This window comes from Aeromonas sp. 2HA2 (assembly GCF_029237345.1).
GTDB lineage: Bacteria > Pseudomonadota > Gammaproteobacteria > Enterobacterales > Aeromonadaceae > Aeromonas > Aeromonas salmonicida.
Genome location: NZ_JAACGB010000006.1, coordinates 63,620 through 78,847, shown reverse-complemented (window position 1 = coordinate 78,847; position 15,228 = coordinate 63,620). Strand labels below are relative to the sequence as shown.

The window sequence follows — 15,228 nt, the reverse complement described above, 5'->3', positions numbered from 1 at the left end:
GGAAATCCAAGAGAAGATGAGTAGAAAAGAAGCGGATGGGAGAAAATGGGCAAGGCTACCGCACGGTCCCTGTCAACCCTTCCCCCCTCTCTGTCAGGTTTTACTGCAAGAGATATGCCTGACCAAGCTAATCCATTGAAGCTGCGGGATTTATGTGAGCCACACCCGATTATTCATGCTGGGCGAGGCCACGGCTGCAAACGCGCAGCATGTCGATGCCATCCCAGTGCCACTCGAATGCCAGCGCCTGTCCCGGCGCCACCACCCTGTCTATGCGGCAGGCGGGCGCATTCGGCAAGGCATCCTCAAGCTGTGCCTTGTGTGCACCGACCCAGACACAGGTCTGCATATCCCACGGCTGCAACAGCAGCTCATTCAGGCTATCGGCCACAAACTCGGCGACTGTACCTCCTCCGACGTGTGCGAGCCGCAGGGAGGCGGCCGGAGTCAATAAGGTGACACCCGGGAATGCGCTCAGCTGCATCTCACCGTCCAGGGCGGCATTTTGTTGACTGTGGATGAGCCGCTCCATCACCAGAGCGGGATCGTCGGCAAAGGGAGCAAACAGGGCCTCCAGCAGTCGGCGGCGCAACTCGTCGTCGGGCTCGCCCAGCCAGCAGAGGGTGGTCGGCGAGGCACAGGCCTGCTGATTGAAACGGGTACAGTCCTGTTGCAGGGCACCCAGGGTCTGTTGCCAGCCCACAGCATCCAGCCCGGCCAGCCAGTGGCTGTCGAGCACCGCCATGGAGCGGCGATCCGGAAATACCACTTCCTGTGCACTTGGGGAGAGAGGAATGGCCCGCACCTGGCGGATGGTCTCATCGCCGCCCCAGATGATGCGCAGCCGACAGCGGGCCGATAACCAGCCTGTGGTGCCTTCGTCGTGGTCATAACGGATAAAGCGAGTGCGGGCGGCGATCCCTTGCCACTCACTCAGGCTGAAGAGTTCATTGAGGATGGCCAGCATGGCATCCTGTACCGGGTCGCGGCGCGACGACAGCCGCACCACGCAGGGATTGCCCATCAGCAGGGCCATCTGCCAGGAGTAGAAGGCCACGGTCGGCACGTTGGAGGGCACCAGGTGAAACGCGACGCCCACCGCTCCCCGCCCCTGCAGCCGTTGCCGCTCTCTGGCCAGCTGGCGCGGCCGCAGCCAGAAGCCGAACGCCGCCAGATCAGGATGACGCCGCCCCTCCTGTTGCAGGCGTGCCGACAGGGCCGCCACGAAGTCGCAGATGACGGGAGCAAAACAGGGTAACGGCTGCGGGCAGAAGGTCTGCCAGCTGGCAGCCGGTGCCACGAAGCTGACGTCGGGCCCCGTCAACCAAAGCCCCTCTACCGCCTGCGGCGGCGTCACTGGAAGGTGTCGCTGCATCCCCTCACCTCGGCGCCTTGCTGGCGCCCTGATACCTGAAAATAACGGCCATGGCGGCCACAGGGGCAGTCATCCTCCCCCAGCAGCACGCCGAGATCCTCGGTCAGCAGGCTGTGGCCAGGATAACTGCCGGGAATGGCGGAGAGCACCTGCAACAAACCGGGCTGACCGACCCCGAGCGGCTGATGGGTGAGCGGATCGCGCACCTGCAGATCGGCAAACACGGGGGCATGCAGATGCCCCTGCTCGCACTCGACGAAGATGGATCCCACCTGCTCCACCATGCCATAGAAGTTGTGTACCCGACCCAGCCCCAGCTGCTCGCGGCAACGGGCCTTGAAGGCGGGATTGTCAACCGCCAGATGCTGCAGCTTCTTCCAGCCGCCGCTGTGAAACAAAATGCCCTGCTCAAAGGGCAGGTGCAGTCCGCGCTCGCGCAGGGGCTCCAGCAGGCATTGCCAGACCATGAAGGTAAAGCCGAACAGCAGCACAGGCTGACCGGCGTATTTGTCGCAAAACGCCTCTATCACCGGCCAGTTGGGCCGCATCTGCTCGTCGAGGGCATAGGTGTGGTCACGGCCGAGGAAGGAGAGCCCCAGGGCACCTGCGCCACGCGCAGAAAAGCCGCTGCGGTTCTGGATGAGGGCGGGCTGCTCCACCAGCAACATGGGCAGACGCTGCTTGCCGACAAACTCCTGCAGTATCTTCACCAGCACCTTGCTCTGCAACGCTGCGGTCTCCCGATCCAGCACTATCCGTGACGGCGCCCCCGTGGTGCCCGACGAGGTGAGCACCTTGAACACCTCGGCCTCGGGCACGCTCTGCCACTGAGCCAGCTTGAACAGCCGGGCAGCCAGATAGGGCAGCTCGCCATAATCGGCAGCCTCTGCCGTCCAGCCGAAAGCATGCAGCACATTGGCATAAGGGGGGCAGTGCTCGACATGGTGACGGGTCAGGGCATTGAGCCGCGCCAGCAACAGCGCCTGTTTGGCGGCCTGGGGCAGGTCGAAGATGGGGGCTACGAGCAAGCTTTCCATCACGCCTCCTCCGCCAGTCTGGCCAGGGCAGCATAGTCAATCTTGTGGTTGACGGTGCGCGGCAGCTGTACCACCTGTACCACCCGCACCGCTCGTGGCGGTGCCTGCAGCCACTGCGCCAGCTCGCGCTGCAAGCCGTCAGCCGTCAGTTCGCCATGGGGTTCGACGACCACCAGCAGGCAGTCATCACGCCCACAGCACGCTCCCGACCAGCCCCAGCGATGAAGCTGGCTCTCGACCTCCGCCAGACTGACACGCTTGCCAAACAACTTGAGAAAACGGCTGAGACGGCCGCAGATGTAGTAACGGCCCGCCTCGTCACTGCGAGCCAGATCGCCGGTGGCCAGCTCCTGCAGCTGAGCGCCCTGCACCAGATCCGAGAGCGTGCTGGCGTAGCCCAGCATGACATTGTCACCGCGATAGACCAGCTCACCCTCCCCGGGCTTGCCCCCCTCCAGCTCGCGCAGGGAGAAGTGGCCGCCGGGAATGGCGCGGCCGATGGCATCCGGATGGGTGACCACCTCGTGCGCTGCCAGCCAGGCCATGCGCGCCGTCGCCTCTGTCTGGCCATACATGACGAAGAAACGGCGCCCCAGCCGCAGGGCCTGTTCGGCAAACTGCTGCGCCAGCGCGGGTTCGAGTCGCCCCCCCGCCTGGGTCAGGGTCTGCAGGGAGGGATAACGGGCCCAGTCAAAACGCAGCCGGGCCAGCATCTGATAGGTAAAGGGCACGCCGGCAAAGCTGCTCACGCCGTGCAGCCCGACCTGCTGCCAGAAGGTGCGCTCCAGCACGCTCCCCTCGTGTTGTACCAGAGAGGCCCCCACCAGCAGATGGCTGTTGAGCACCGAGAGGCCATAGGAGTAAAACAGCGGTAGGCTGGTGATGGCTCGTTCAGTCATCGTCAGCGCCAGATAGTCGGCAATGGAGGCCGCGTTGGCCGCCAGATTGCGACCCGAGAGGCGCACCCACTTGGCACTGCCCGTGCTGCCCGAGGTAGGCAGCAACACCGCCAGCTCGGGGTGCAACAGTGGGCTGGTATCCCTGAGACGGATCAACTCCCCTTCTTCATTTACCCGGCAGGTCGCGGCGAACTGCTGGCAGCTGGCATCATGCTGGGCCAATGGCAGGGCAGGATCCGCCAGCATCACCGCATGCCCCAGCCTGAGCGCGGCCACATAATGCAGCAGATGGGAAGTGCGGGTGAAGAAGGGCAGATAGACGAGGCTGCGCTCACTCGGGTAAGTCGCCGCCACTTGTGTCACCCGTTGCGTCAGCTCGCCGTAGGAGAGCCAGCCATCCAGCGGATCCCGCCAGGCCGGCGCCGGGTTATCCTCATGCAGATGAGCGAGTAGAGGATGAAGTTGCTTCATCAGACCAACATGCCTCCATCCACGCCTATGACCTGACCGGTCATGTAACTCGACAGGTCGGAGGCGAGGAACAGCGCTACCTTGGCCACCTCGTCCGGCGTGCCGATCCGCCCCATGGCGATGCTGGCGAGACGCTCGGCGAACTTCTGGTCCGGGATGGCACGCGCCATCTCGGTATCGATAAAGCCGGGGGCGATGGCGTTGACCCGGATCTGGCTGGCTGCCAGCTCCTTGGCCAGCGACTGGGTGATGCCGATCACCGCCGCCTTGCTGCCGGCATAGCTGCTGAGCCCGGCGGCGCCCACCCGTCCCATCAGGGAGGCCAAATTGATGATGCTGCCGCCACCGCTGCGCTGCATCAGGCGGGCGGCATACTGGCTGCAATAGACAACGCTGAAGCTGTTGTGACTGAAGGTCTTCTCCAGCTGCGCCTGATTGACCATGCCAAGCAGGGCCTCTTCCAGTATCCCGGCATTGTTGACCAGCACGTCCAGCTGACGAGTCCGGGCAAACAGCTGCTGAAAGGCCTGCTTGACCGCCTGCGGCTCGGCCACGTCGAAACAGAGCGGCTGGCAGGGGACGCCGAACTCGGCGCCGAGGGCGGCCGCCAGCTGGCTCATGGCCGCTTCATCGCGGCCCCCCAGCCAGAGCTCGGCACCTTGTGCGGCGAACTGGCGGGCGATGGCGAGGCCAATCCCGCGCCCGGCACCCGTGATCAGTACCCGCTTGCCCTGCAGCAGCCCCTGCATCAGAGGGCGACCCCGTATTTGGCCAGGATCTCCCGCGCCTTGGCGACCGAGCTCATGTCGATGATGTCATCGGTATCGAGCAAGACGCCGTAGCAATCCTCCAGCTGGGCGATCAGGCCCATGTGGGCGACGGAGTCCCACTGGGGAATGCTGTTGTAAGCCAGCCCGTCGCTGACGGTGCCGACGTCTATGCCGAGGGCATCGGCAAAAACCTGTTCCAACGCTGTAGTCATCTGAAAAATCTCCGTAGCCGTTCACGGGCGGCATAATAATCGGCGGGTTGCAGTTCAAGGGCGAGAAAGTCGCCCTCCTGCCCATGTTGGCGATAACCCAGCTGCTCGTTCAGGCGCAGGGCGGCGCCGTTGCACGCGCGCACCAGGGTGCGGATGCAGCCGAGCTCGAAGGTATCGAAACCCTGATCGAGCTGGGACAGGGCGGCGGCAACGGCCAGCATGGGGTGACGCACGCTGGAGGTGCCCAGATAGAGGCCCGCATCGGCCACCGGCTGACCTTGCAATGGCTGGTGCACTTCCCCTTTCAGATTGACGTAGCCTGCCCGCTGACCCCGACACCAGAGCACCCAGTGTTGCTGATCCGGCCGCTCACGGCTGCTGACAAACCACTGCCGCTGCTGGCGGGGGGAGATGAGCGCCTGTTCGACCATCTGCAGCCGTACCTCATCCTGATTGCGCCAGCGCCTCAGTGTGGGCAAGTCCCACGGCTGAACCGGGCGCAGCTCGACACCATAACTCATGCTCAATACCACCCACTTCCTATCACTTGCCCATGTTATCGACCATAGCAGGGCGATTCCGTAGCAAAGCTCAATAATATAAGATGAAAACTCGGTATAATCTCAAAAATAATCAAAGAGTTGTCAGCAATTATCCGGACGGGGATGCCAGATCCCGTCCCTCAGGGAGAGAGCACCATGGCCATCGCCATCATTCCGGCCCGGGGCGGCAGCAAGCGCATTCCCCGCAAGAATATCCGCCCCTTCTGCGGCCAGCCCATGCTCGCCTACGCCATTCAAGCGGCCAGGGCAGCAGGCTGCTTCAGCCGAATTGTGGTCTCCACCGATGATGAGGAGATCGCCGACCTGGCCTGCCAACTCGGCGCCGAGGTGCCCTTCCTGCGCCCCGCCAGCCTGGCCGACGATCATACCGGCACCACCCCAGTGGTGATCGATGCCATCCGGCAACTCGACGATCTCGGCATTCAGGCGGAATACTACTGCTGCATCTATGCCACAGTGCCACTCATTCAGGCCAGCGATCTGAGCGCCGCCCACGACCGCCTGCTCGCCAGCCAGGCGCCCTTCGTCTACACGGTGGCCGAATTCGGCTTCCCCATCCAGCGGGCGGTGCGCATGGACGCACAGGGCAGAGTCAGCCCCTTCTGGCCGGAGCAGATGGCGCAACGCTCTCAGGATCTGGAGCCCGCCTACCAGGATGCCGGCCAGTTCTACTGGGGCAGCCGCGCAGCCTGGCTGGGGGGGATCAGCCCGGTGGGCGGGGAAGGGATCGGCCATATTCTGCCAAGGCACAGGGTGGTCGACATAGATACGCCGGAAGACTGGCACCTGGCCGAACTGCTCTATCGGGTGCGGAGCCAGGATGGCGTTTAACGTCGCCTTCCGGCTCGATGCCGGCGCCGAAATCGGGCTGGGCCACCTGATGCGCTGCCTGGCTATCGCCGATCGGCTACGGGCGGCGGGGGCCGAGTGCCACTTCCTCTGCCACGACTTGCCCGCGCATCTGCTGCCGCTGCTGCATGCCCATCACCACCACTCTCTGACCACACAGGACGACGCCGGCCCGCTGCCTGGCTTGCAGCCCGATTGGCTGGTACTCGATCACTACCAAATTGACCACATGGTCGAACAAGAACTGGCGGTCCACTGTGACCAGCTGCTGGTGATCGACGATCTGGCCGATCGCCCGCACCACTGCCAGTTGCTGCTGGATCAGGGACCACTGCGCACAGCCGCCGATTACCAACCGCTGATCCCGGCCGATTGCCGACTATTGCTTGGCACCGACTATGCCCTGCTGCGGCCTGCCTGTCGCCAACTGGCACGTCAACAAACCAGCCAGTGGCAGCGAGGGCTCATCTGCTTCGGCGGCGCCGACCCGGCCGGTGCCTGCCTCACTACCCTCAACAGTCTGGCCCGCTTGCCGTGGGCGCGAACCATCCAGTGGACCCTGGTGGCAGGCGGCGCCAACCCCTTCTGGCCCGAGCTGGAGCAGAGGGTGGCAGAGCTGTCCGAGTTCAAGATCGTGCTGCTGCGCCAGAGCGATCAGATGGCGCAGTTGATGAATCAGCACGACTTCGCCATCGGCGCTGCCGGCGGCATGACTTGGGAGCGGGCCTGTCTCGGCTTGCCGACCCTGGCGGTGCCCATAGTCGACAACCAGCAGTTCAACGACGAAGTGATAGCCCGCTTCCAGCTGGCCGAACGGCTGACGCTGGGCGAGCTGGCCGAGCCGGCACGGCTCCTGCAGGCCTTGCAGCAACTGGAGCGACAGGCTGATGACTATCGCCAGCGCGGCCAGCAACAGGTGGATGGCCTGGGGCTGGATCGCCTCACCGCCTGGCTGCTGCCCCAACCCGATTATCAACTGATACCTGACGGCCAGCAGTGGCGGTTCCAGCAGGATGACAAACTTCTGCTTACCCTGACCCTGTGCGGCCCACATCTGGTATGGCAGGCCCATCCGTCACTCACGCCACAGCAATGGCAAGAGCTGGCACATCGCTTGCAAACAATTTTCTCCCAATTTCCCCTCTATCTTGCCGAGCCACCCAAGATAGCGCCCCCTGCCCCCTGGCAGCCGGCGCCGCAAGGCTGGCAACTTGGCACAGGAGCCCACAGATGCAGATCGCCCTTAAATCCATAGGCCCGGCGCAGGCGCCCTATGTGATCGCCGAACTCTCGGCCAACCATAACGGCAACCTGGAACGCGCGCTGGCCATCATGACCGCCGCCAAGGCGGCCGGGGCCAGTGCGGTCAAACTGCAGACCTACAGACCCGATACCATCACCCTCAGAAGCGATCGGCCCGAGTTCCAGATCCACGGCGGCCTGTGGGATGGTCACAGCCTGTATGACCTCTATGAGTGGGCGCACACGCCGTGGGAATGGCATCAGGCCCTGTTTGCCAAGGGGCGCGAGCTGGGGCTGACGGTGTTCAGCAGTCCGTTCGATTTCAGCGCCGTGGATCTGCTGGAATCCCTCGACTGCCCGGCCTACAAGATTGCCTCCTTCGAGCTGGTGGACCTGCCCCTGATCCGCTACGCCGCCCAGACCGGCAAGCCGCTCATCATGTCCACCGGCATGGCCAACGAGGCCGAGATCGCCGCCGCCGTCGAGATGGTGCTCAAGCATGGCAGCGGCCAGCTGGCGCTGCTGCACTGCGTCAGTGGCTATCCGGCGCCCGCGGCCGAATACAACCTGCGCACCATCCCCATGCTGCGCCAGCGCTTTGGCGTCGAGGTGGGGCTCTCCGATCACACTCTGGGTTCGGCCACCGCCATCGCCGCCACCGCGCTCGGGGCGACCCTCATCGAGAAGCACTTCACCCTGGCCCGTGCCGACGGCGGACCGGATTGCGCCTTCTCAATGGAGCCTGCCGAACTCACCGAGCTCATTGCCTCGGTCAACACCGCCCATGCTGCGCTCGGAGTGGCCGACTACCAGCTCACCCAGAGCGAGCAAGGCAACCGCGCCTTTCGCCGCTCCCTCTATCTGGTCAAAGATATTGCGGCCGGAGAGGCGCTCACCGCCGCCCACATCAAGTCGGTGCGCCCCGCCCTCGGCCTGCCTCCCGCCGATTACGATCGACTCATCGGCAAGCGGGTCAGCCGCGACATGACAGCCAATCAGCCGCTGAGCTGGGAGTGGATAGACAAAGATGAGTGATGAAGTGTTCGCCCAGCACGGCAGGCTTATCAGCCAGCGCTGGCCAGCCCTCTGGCCCCGTCTGCTGGCGCAGGATGTGGAGAGCATCCAGGCCGAGCTGACCGAAGGACTGGGCTCGACCCTCAGCATCGACGGCATCCAGCTCACCAGTCGTCATGACAGGGTGAAAGAGGCCGAGCTGCAGGCTGCCAGCCTGCCCGAGGTGGCCGTGCTGCACCTCTACGGTACCGGGCTCGGCGATCTGCCGCGCGCCCTGCTGGGCCGCACCGGCCTCAAGCGGCTGGAAGTGAAGATCATGAATGGCGCCCTGTTTGCGCTGGTACTGCGGCTGCTGGACCAGCAGGACTGGCTGGCGGACCCCAGGATCGAACTGATGATGGCGGGGGACGAGAGCGAGATCCGTCTGCCCTTCTTCGCCCTGCCGCCCGAGTTGCAGCTGGTGGAAGACGCCGCAGCCCGTATCCGGGACCGGCTGGTGAGCGAGATAGACCTGCCGTTTGCCAGCGCCAGATTCGATGCCGAGCATCCGGCTGTCACCCGCCGGCTGGCCGAAAACCGCGAGCTGCTGACAAGCGATGGCGACGTGGCCAGCCTGTTCGGGCTGGCACGAGGCAAACATGCCCTGATCGTCGCCAGCGGCCCGACCCTGCAAACCAATCTGGCCACCTTGCAGGCCCAGTTGCAGACACGGCGTCAGGACTATCTGCTGATCAGCGTCGATACTGCGCTGGCCTTTCTGCTGCGCCACGGCATCCGGCCAGACATAGTGGTCACCATAGATGATGCCATCCACGGCAGCCGGTTGCCCGCCGACCAATCGGCCCAGACTACCCTGGTCTACTACCCCACTGTGCCGACGGCCGCCCTGCTGGCCTGGCAGGGGCCGCGCAAGGCAGCCTATTCCCGCAGTCCCATGTACCAGACGCTGAGGCAGGAGATCCCAAAGGGAACCCTGCACTCGGGCGGCAGCGTGATCCATCCCGCCGTCGACCTTGCCGTGCAGATGGGCTGCCAGCAGGTCACTCTGCTGGGAACGGATTTTGCCTTCCCCGGCGAGCTAACCCACTCCGGATGGGCGGATGGCGCACTCGGCCCCACTGCCAGCCAGGCACTCAGCTGGACCCTCGACGGGCACGGTCGCCGGGTCAAGACCAACCCGAACTTCTCCGCCTATCGCACCGAACTTGAACGATACATAGCGCGCCATCCCGAGGTGCATTTCTGGAACAGCAGCCGGGAAGGGGCCGAGATAGCGGGCTGCAGCTACCACCCGGAGTACCTATCATGAGTGATAGTCTGACAACCCGCATCAGGGCGCTGGCACACCAGTTCAGACTGGGGCAGTCGCTTGCCGCGAGCCAGACTCTGCCCGGTTTGCTGCAAGAGGCCCTCACCGCACGGGGCAGCCTGCCCCCCGAGCTGATAGCCGCCCTGCTCCGCAGCCAGGAGCGGCAAGACTGGCTCGGGCTGGCTGATTACCTCGAATATGAGCTGGTGCATACCCTGACAGCCCCTTCCGCCCCCACCACAGCAGGAGATGTTTCATGATCAAGGCTATTTCCAATGCCTCCGACGAGGAGCTGTCTCGTCGCCAGACGTTCAGCGAGCTATTGCGCGCCAGCCCGCTGCCCCCGGCCGAGCTGCAAAACAATCTGGGCCTCTACCTCAAGCGCCAGTCGCTCTCCCGCATTCTGTTCATGCATGAGCTCTACCAGAAGATCATTCCGGTACACGGCGTCATCATGGATTTCGGTACCCGCTGGGGTCAGAACCTGGCACTCTTCTCCTCGTTTCGCGGCATGTATGAGCCCTACAACTACAATCGCAAGCTGGTGGGATTCGATACCTTCAGCGGCTTCCCCTCCCACGCACCGCAGGATGGATCGGATGCGGCCATCCAGCCGGGCGCCTATGGCGTCACACCCGACTATGAGCAACATCTGGCGCAGCTGCTCGCCGCCCATGAAGCAGAAAGTCCGCTGGGCCATATCGTCAAGCACGAGCTGGTAAAGGGGGATGTGACCGAGACGCTGCCCGCCTATCTGGCCCGTCAGCCGGAAACCATGATAGCGCTGGCCTATTTTGACTTTGATCTCTACGAACCGACCCGCCGCTGCCTCGAGCTCATCACGCCGCACCTCACCAGGGGTTCGGTACTGGCCTTCGATGAGCTGAACTGGCCCGCCTTTCCGGGGGAAACCCTGGCCCTCAAGGAGGTGCTGGGGCTGGATCGCTACGCCATCCGCCGCACCCCGCACAACCCGGGGCCGGCCTATCTGGTGATCGAGTAATCCGGCCGCAGGCTGAGGCGACGCAGCAGCCCTGCTTCCAGCAGCATGCTGGCCAGTGGTACCACCCGCCAGAAAGGCACCTTGATGGTCTCGGCGATCTCGAACAGGGTCAGCTGGCCATCGCTGTAGGCCAGCAGATTCATCATCTCCCTCACCTGCCAACCGGAATAGCGAGTCGACAGATCCGGATAGAGACCCCGCTTGCCGAGCTGGGGCTCTCCCAGCACGGTCACCTCGCAACGCTCATCCAGCTCCAGACACTCGATGGCCCGTCGCAGTGCCAGGAAACCTCCCGCCAGACCGGCAGGGGTCACCAGCGAGAGATCATCGAGCGAGGTGTGGTATTCGGCATAGCAGCCATATTTGCTGCGCATCAGGGTAGTGACCGGCAGGTCGATGCCGGGGGCGCACAGCTGGCGCTCGTTGGAGCCTCGCTCCAGGAAGCTGTAAGCCTTGTAACCCGGCGCCAGGTGGCCCAGCACATGACGGCCGATGCGATCGGCCAGCGTGTTGCCCTGGCGTGAGGGCAGGAAGGAGTAGCTGCGCTCATCTCCCAGGCAGGTCAGGTTGAAGCCGGCCAGGGTGTGCTGCTTGAGGTGGTCCAGATGGCGGGAGAGGTAGACGATGGCCCCCAGGGTTTCGGGCACCAGCATCAATCGATAGCTGTAACGGCGCTTTGGCAAGGAGGCGAGCCAGGCCATCAGGAAGACACCGACGCAGGGGCCTGACAGCTCGTTGTTGGCCATGGAGGGGTGACAGGTGTAGCTGGACAGCAGTATCTCCTGCTCGCTCTCTCCCGGCAGCACCCACTCGCCATACGTCAGCGAGCCCGGCGCCAGGCTGGCGTCGATCACCACCTCATAATCCCCCTCCGGCAGCGCCTCGCGCACCTTGTGCGGCAGGCAGAAGCCCCAACGACGCTTGTAGTAGGAGGTGACATAGGGAATAGCATCCGGCATGTCGGGCAAGGAGTGCAGATGGGGCTGCAGTTCGGCCAGGGAGAGGGTGCAGCGCACCGGCTCCGAGTAGCCCACCAGATGCAGATTGTGATCCTTGAAATCCACCACCTTGTGACCGTCCGGCCCCACTATGTAGGCCTGCTGTACGTTCCACTCATCGGGCACTGTCCAGTCGAAACATTGGGTGCCACTGGCCACCTCCCTGATCTGCAGATCAGGGAGGTAGTGCTGGCGGATCAGGGCCAGAGTCTGGCGCACGCCATCACCGGTCAGACTGCGGTTGAGGGGGAACAACAGGGTCAGCAGGCGATGCAGCTGCTCGCCCAGCTGAGCCTGATCATCCCAGTCCACAGGGAGGTAGCCAGTATTGTGCGGAGAGGTCATGCGGGCTCCTCGATCAATTCGACTATATGGCCAAGGGGGCTCAGGAAAAACTGGACGTGGGCACCGCCAAAGGCGATGGCCGGCTGGCTGGGACCAAGGGGAAGGTGACGCAGATCCCGCAGTCTGGCGGCACTCTCAGCGAGGCAGGGCACCCGATAGGCAAGATGATTGATGACGTTGCGCCGGGTCTTGAGCACCTGGGTCACAGGACTATCCTCTGTCGCCGGCGCCACCAGCTCATAGCAAAGTCCGTCCTCATCGTGCACGAACTGCACCCATACCTTCTGCAACGGATCTTCCACCGCCACCGAGAAGCGAGTCAGCCCCAGCACCTCCCGGCAATAGGCCTCACCGCTGGCGAGATCCGGCACCACCAGACCTATATGGTCAAACTGCATGGGATTCCCCTCCTGCACGGATCAGGGCATATGGCGCCATCGCCACCAGTTCACTGGCGGCCAGGATGAAATCGCGACAGGACACGGCCCAGACGGGTACCCGCTGGCACAGGGTCTGATGCCAGGCGCCCCTCTCCTGCAACAGGGCCACCAGCCGGGAGAGGTCGATTTCGCTGGCCAGCGCCAGATCCCGCACATAGTAGTCGGCCTGCCAGTCGCGCAAAGCGCCGGCGACACACACCTGCCCCTCGAATAATTTGTGGTAGCGATAGGGCACGGCCAGCCGTTGTTCCACATAGTGGGTAAAGGTGATCCTGTCCGGGTGACAGCCCAATCCCAGCAACCAGCCATCCTGCTCCGCCAGCCAGCCAAACGGGCTCTCCTGACCGAAGCAGTCGTGACACTCACGGGCCACCAGCTCGGCCCCATGGGGGCCACTGATGGCAAAACTGAAGATGGGATCCAGTGTGCGGACCACCCCGTCACGCTGCCTGAACACCTCCGTCATCAGCCCCACCTTGCTCGGAGTGAGGGCCGGGTCGAAGCACTCACCCGCCATTGGGCTGTAGGTGAAGGCCGGCACCAGCAGATCCCCCGCCAGCCACTGTTCTAGGCAGGTCCAAAAGGTGGCTATCCCCTGGGCATTGCCCATACCAAGAAACTGGGCCACGACCATGGCATCCGAGTGCACCATGAGGGCGCTCCCCTTGGGGATCCCCAGTTCGCTCAGCGCCTGTTCGATGGCCTGCTTCACTCGGCAACCCCTTTGCGCTGCAGAGCCTGTCTGATATCGGCCAGGCTCTTCAGCTCGGCCAGCTCCTGCGGTTCGAACCGCACGGCAAAGTGCTGCTCGATGAGCAGCAGCAGATTGAAGTGTCCCAGAGAGTCCCACTCAGGAAAGCTGCCGAGGCCAAGGGCGGCCTGCTCGTTGATGCTGGCCTGGGGAAATTGCTGGCGAACCAGCGCGATGAGGTCATTCATTGGCATAAAACTCCAGAAACGGGAGAGAAAGAGAGGGGAGATCCAGGCAGAGGAACATCTCGTCCGCCAGCGGCGTCAATCCCGCTGGAGTGGTTATCGGCCGGGTCGGCAGGGTCGCCAGAAAATCCCGCGCCGGCTGGTTGCGATCCGTGGGCACCATGCTTATCACCAGTTGGTCAACGCCTTTTGCCATCAGTCGGGCAGCCACTTGCGCCAGCAGCCAGTGTTCGAAGCCTCGCCCCAGCACCCGACAGCTGATGGCCAGGGTATCGAGCAGCACGGCCTCCTCATTGAGGGGGCGTAGCACCAGCAGGGCCGTCATGCCGTGATCGGCAAACTTGTCCTGCAACGAGGCCAGCCAGACCTCGCCCTGCGTACTGGCAAGCTGTGCCAGTTCACCCGCCTTATAACGCCGGGCAGAGAGATTGAACTGGTTGGTCTTCTGGCTCAGCTGCTCGGCCCGCAGCTGGTTGCTTTGGGAGAGCGGCTGCCAGCTCGCCCGCAGCCCCAACTGTTGCAAGAATGCCTGTTCGTCGCCCAGTTGCTGGCGCTCTGCATTCGCCTCTGCCTGTGCCTGATAGGAGCATTGGCGCAAGCCGTCATCCCGGCTCTGGTGGCGGCTTTGCAGCTCGGCGAGCGTCATCAGCGCATCGGGCCAACCCCAGATCTCGGCGGGGGGCGTGATGACGGTGACCTCGGGGCAATTGGCACGCACCTCGGCACGCTCCAGCTCGCTGTCATCCCAGAACACCAGACTGTCCAGCCCCACATTGAGCCGCGCGGCCAGGCGCCGCAGGCCGGCGGACTTGGGCTCCCAGCCAATCTCGGCCGCGGCTATGTGCTGGCGCTCAAGCACCATGCCCTGGTGCTGATCGAACAGCCGCCACACATCGTCGGCCAGATTCTTGGAGCAGAGCGCCAATATGACGCCCTGCCCATGCCAGTAAATGGCCGCCTGCTGGAAGGCTTGATAGAGGCGCCCCACCCCATCCTGCCCCAGCAGGACGCCACCCACGCCATCTTCGCCGACCACGCCACCCCAGAGGGTATTGTCGCAATCGAGCACCAGCACCTTGTGAGCTGGCCTGTGCAGCCGCTGCAGCAAGGGGGCAATCCACTGCGCCAGACTGGCCAACCCGGCCATGGAGAAGGGGCAGGACATCAGATAGTGATTGCGGCTGTCGAAACAGTGGTGGCGACCCTGCTGTTGCAACCAGAGTGGCAAATGCAGGTCATCCAGGCCGAGATGCTGCTGCCGCAAATGGACAAGCTGACGCTCACATTCACGGGCCAGACAGGCAAGCGCTGAGGGCGCCGCGCCAAATACGGAGACAGGGGAACGACTGCAGACCCCGACCAGCAGATGATCCTGCGGCCGACGCTGCAAACGCTGTTGCAGGGGCTGACAGAGTGATGCGACGAAGGCGGCCACAGCCAGCTGTTGCGCCTCTTGTGCCAAACCGCTCCACGCTACCAGCGTCTGTGCCGGCACCAGATCTTCCCACAGCCAGATGATGATGTGAGTCTGGGGGGCAACCGCTTCAGATGGATTCATCAGGGTTTGCAGCCACTGCCCATGGGGCGCGACCTGCACCTCGCCATGGGCAGCCAACGACCGCCAGGCCAGATTGCCCGGCATCAAAAACGAACTGCCACTGAGATGAATCGTCGTCATGACTTCCCCCGCTCCGCTATCGGCGCCATCCAGATTGCAATGGCATGGCTGGATCGTCTTTTATCTTCCAGAAAAATAAAAGCCTTT

Annotated in this window: 17 protein-coding genes; 6 read left to right on the top strand and 11 right to left on the bottom strand. The window is 63.7% G+C overall.

Going from position 1 to position 15,228, the window contains the following annotated elements:
- Positions 1 to 169: 169 nt before the first annotated feature.
- The 6 genes from GWQ29_RS10170 to GWQ29_RS10145 are packed head-to-tail and all read right to left on the bottom strand — an operon-like array spanning position 170 to position 5,297.
- Entirely contained in the window at positions 170 to 1,375 is a 1,206-nt protein-coding gene (locus GWQ29_RS10170; protein ID WP_275919353.1) for an acyl-CoA reductase, read from the bottom strand.
- A complete protein-coding gene (locus GWQ29_RS10165) occupies positions 1,354 to 2,412 on the bottom strand; it encodes an acyl-protein synthetase (protein WP_275919352.1) in 1,059 nt (352 codons plus the stop codon). Before GWQ29_RS10165 ends, GWQ29_RS10170 begins: the two co-directional genes overlap by 22 nt.
- On the bottom strand, positions 2,412 to 3,782 hold the full coding sequence (locus GWQ29_RS10160) for an AMP-binding protein (protein ID WP_275919351.1): 1,371 nt from the start codon (positions 3,780 to 3,782) through the stop codon (positions 2,412 to 2,414). The genes GWQ29_RS10165 and GWQ29_RS10160 overlap by 1 nt, the downstream gene beginning before the upstream one ends.
- Positions 3,782 to 4,531 carry an SDR family NAD(P)-dependent oxidoreductase gene (locus GWQ29_RS10155; RefSeq protein ID WP_275919350.1) on the bottom strand — a complete coding sequence of 250 codons (750 nt, stop codon included), beginning with the start codon at positions 4,529 to 4,531 and terminating at the stop codon, positions 3,782 to 3,784. Before GWQ29_RS10155 ends, GWQ29_RS10160 begins: the two co-directional genes overlap by 1 nt.
- Positions 4,531 to 4,764: a hypothetical protein gene (locus GWQ29_RS10150; RefSeq protein WP_005318271.1), complete on the bottom strand. Its 234-nt coding sequence runs from the start codon at positions 4,762 to 4,764 to the stop codon at positions 4,531 to 4,533. The genes GWQ29_RS10155 and GWQ29_RS10150 overlap by 1 nt, the downstream gene beginning before the upstream one ends.
- Positions 4,761 to 5,297: a GNAT family N-acetyltransferase gene (locus tag GWQ29_RS10145; protein WP_275919349.1), complete on the bottom strand. Its 537-nt coding sequence runs from the start codon at positions 5,295 to 5,297 to the stop codon at positions 4,761 to 4,763. The genes GWQ29_RS10150 and GWQ29_RS10145 overlap by 4 nt, the downstream gene beginning before the upstream one ends.
- A gap of 165 nt (positions 5,298 to 5,462) precedes the next feature.
- Here GWQ29_RS10145 and pseF point away from each other — a divergent pair, with 165 nt between their 5' ends.
- The 6 genes from pseF to GWQ29_RS10115 are packed head-to-tail and all read left to right on the top strand — an operon-like array spanning position 5,463 to position 10,744.
- Positions 5,463 to 6,158 (top strand): pseudaminic acid cytidylyltransferase, encoded by a 696-nt coding sequence (gene pseF, locus GWQ29_RS10140; RefSeq protein WP_275919348.1) that lies wholly within the window; start codon positions 5,463 to 5,465, stop codon positions 6,156 to 6,158.
- On the top strand, positions 6,148 to 7,431 hold the full coding sequence (gene pseG, locus GWQ29_RS10135; RefSeq protein WP_275919347.1) for a UDP-2,4-diacetamido-2,4,6-trideoxy-beta-L-altropyranose hydrolase: 1,284 nt from the start codon (positions 6,148 to 6,150) through the stop codon (positions 7,429 to 7,431). Before pseF ends, pseG begins: the two co-directional genes overlap by 11 nt.
- A complete protein-coding gene (gene pseI / locus GWQ29_RS10130; RefSeq protein WP_275919346.1) occupies positions 7,407 to 8,453 on the top strand; it encodes a pseudaminic acid synthase in 1,047 nt (348 codons plus the stop codon). Before pseG ends, pseI begins: the two co-directional genes overlap by 25 nt.
- The gene (locus GWQ29_RS10125) at positions 8,446 to 9,741 is read left to right on the top strand and encodes a 6-hydroxymethylpterin diphosphokinase MptE-like protein (RefSeq protein WP_275919345.1); all 1,296 of its coding nucleotides are present in this window, start codon (positions 8,446 to 8,448) and stop codon (positions 9,739 to 9,741) included. The genes pseI and GWQ29_RS10125 overlap by 8 nt, the downstream gene beginning before the upstream one ends.
- Positions 9,738 to 10,001 (top strand): hypothetical protein, encoded by a 264-nt coding sequence (locus GWQ29_RS10120; protein WP_275919344.1) that lies wholly within the window; start codon positions 9,738 to 9,740, stop codon positions 9,999 to 10,001. Before GWQ29_RS10125 ends, GWQ29_RS10120 begins: the two co-directional genes overlap by 4 nt.
- Positions 9,998 to 10,744, top strand: a complete 747-nt coding sequence (locus tag GWQ29_RS10115) for a crotonobetainyl-CoA--carnitine CoA-transferase (RefSeq protein ID WP_275919343.1) — start codon at positions 9,998 to 10,000, stop codon at positions 10,742 to 10,744. Before GWQ29_RS10120 ends, GWQ29_RS10115 begins: the two co-directional genes overlap by 4 nt.
- Here the strand turns inward: GWQ29_RS10115 and GWQ29_RS10110 are convergent.
- The 5 genes from GWQ29_RS10110 to GWQ29_RS10090 are packed head-to-tail and all read right to left on the bottom strand — an operon-like array spanning position 10,726 to position 15,141.
- Positions 10,726 to 12,087: a DUF4910 domain-containing protein gene (locus GWQ29_RS10110; protein WP_275919342.1), complete on the bottom strand. Its 1,362-nt coding sequence runs from the start codon at positions 12,085 to 12,087 to the stop codon at positions 10,726 to 10,728. The two genes, GWQ29_RS10115 and GWQ29_RS10110, sit on opposite strands and share 19 nt — an antisense overlap.
- The gene (locus tag GWQ29_RS10105) at positions 12,084 to 12,485 is read right to left on the bottom strand and encodes a VOC family protein (RefSeq protein ID WP_275919341.1); all 402 of its coding nucleotides are present in this window, start codon (positions 12,483 to 12,485) and stop codon (positions 12,084 to 12,086) included. The genes GWQ29_RS10110 and GWQ29_RS10105 overlap by 4 nt, the downstream gene beginning before the upstream one ends.
- Entirely contained in the window at positions 12,475 to 13,239 is a 765-nt protein-coding gene (locus GWQ29_RS10100; protein ID WP_275919340.1) for an AAC(3) family N-acetyltransferase, read from the bottom strand. Before GWQ29_RS10100 ends, GWQ29_RS10105 begins: the two co-directional genes overlap by 11 nt.
- On the bottom strand, positions 13,236 to 13,466 hold the full coding sequence (locus GWQ29_RS10095) for an acyl carrier protein (protein ID WP_096118969.1): 231 nt from the start codon (positions 13,464 to 13,466) through the stop codon (positions 13,236 to 13,238). The genes GWQ29_RS10100 and GWQ29_RS10095 overlap by 4 nt, the downstream gene beginning before the upstream one ends.
- Positions 13,459 to 15,141: an HAD-IIIC family phosphatase gene (locus GWQ29_RS10090; protein ID WP_275919339.1), complete on the bottom strand. Its 1,683-nt coding sequence runs from the start codon at positions 15,139 to 15,141 to the stop codon at positions 13,459 to 13,461. Before GWQ29_RS10090 ends, GWQ29_RS10095 begins: the two co-directional genes overlap by 8 nt.
- Between the last annotated feature and the right edge of the window lie 87 nt (positions 15,142 to 15,228).

What these genes read in the sequence shown, in the direction of transcription:
- pseG (WP_275919347.1), top strand. Translation starts at nt 6,148, where the DNA reads ATGGCGTTTAACGTCGCCTTCCGGCTCGATGCCGGCGCCGAAATCGGG.
- GWQ29_RS10165 (WP_275919352.1), bottom strand. Translation starts at nt 2,412, where the DNA reads ATGGAAAGCTTGCTCGTAGCCCCCATCTTCGACCTGCCCCAGGCCGCC.
- GWQ29_RS10115 (WP_275919343.1), top strand. Translation starts at nt 9,998, where the DNA reads ATGATCAAGGCTATTTCCAATGCCTCCGACGAGGAGCTGTCTCGTCGC.
- GWQ29_RS10150 (WP_005318271.1), bottom strand. Translation starts at nt 4,764, where the DNA reads ATGACTACAGCGTTGGAACAGGTTTTTGCCGATGCCCTCGGCATAGAC.
- pseI (WP_275919346.1), top strand. Translation starts at nt 7,407, where the DNA reads ATGCAGATCGCCCTTAAATCCATAGGCCCGGCGCAGGCGCCCTATGTG.
- GWQ29_RS10095 (WP_096118969.1), bottom strand. Translation starts at nt 13,466, where the DNA reads ATGAATGACCTCATCGCGCTGGTTCGCCAGCAATTTCCCCAGGCCAGC.
- GWQ29_RS10090 (WP_275919339.1), bottom strand. Translation starts at nt 15,141, where the DNA reads ATGACGACGATTCATCTCAGTGGCAGTTCGTTTTTGATGCCGGGCAAT.
- GWQ29_RS10105 (WP_275919341.1), bottom strand. Translation starts at nt 12,485, where the DNA reads ATGCAGTTTGACCATATAGGTCTGGTGGTGCCGGATCTCGCCAGCGGT.
- GWQ29_RS10160 (WP_275919351.1), bottom strand. Translation starts at nt 3,782, where the DNA reads ATGAAGCAACTTCATCCTCTACTCGCTCATCTGCATGAGGATAACCCG.
- GWQ29_RS10125 (WP_275919345.1), top strand. Translation starts at nt 8,446, where the DNA reads ATGAGTGATGAAGTGTTCGCCCAGCACGGCAGGCTTATCAGCCAGCGC.
- GWQ29_RS10120 (WP_275919344.1), top strand. Translation starts at nt 9,738, where the DNA reads ATGAGTGATAGTCTGACAACCCGCATCAGGGCGCTGGCACACCAGTTC.
- GWQ29_RS10170 (WP_275919353.1), bottom strand. Translation starts at nt 1,375, where the DNA reads ATGCAGCGACACCTTCCAGTGACGCCGCCGCAGGCGGTAGAGGGGCTT.
- pseF (WP_275919348.1), top strand. Translation starts at nt 5,463, where the DNA reads ATGGCCATCGCCATCATTCCGGCCCGGGGCGGCAGCAAGCGCATTCCC.
- GWQ29_RS10155 (WP_275919350.1), bottom strand. Translation starts at nt 4,531, where the DNA reads ATGCAGGGGCTGCTGCAGGGCAAGCGGGTACTGATCACGGGTGCCGGG.
- GWQ29_RS10110 (WP_275919342.1), bottom strand. Translation starts at nt 12,087, where the DNA reads ATGACCTCTCCGCACAATACTGGCTACCTCCCTGTGGACTGGGATGAT.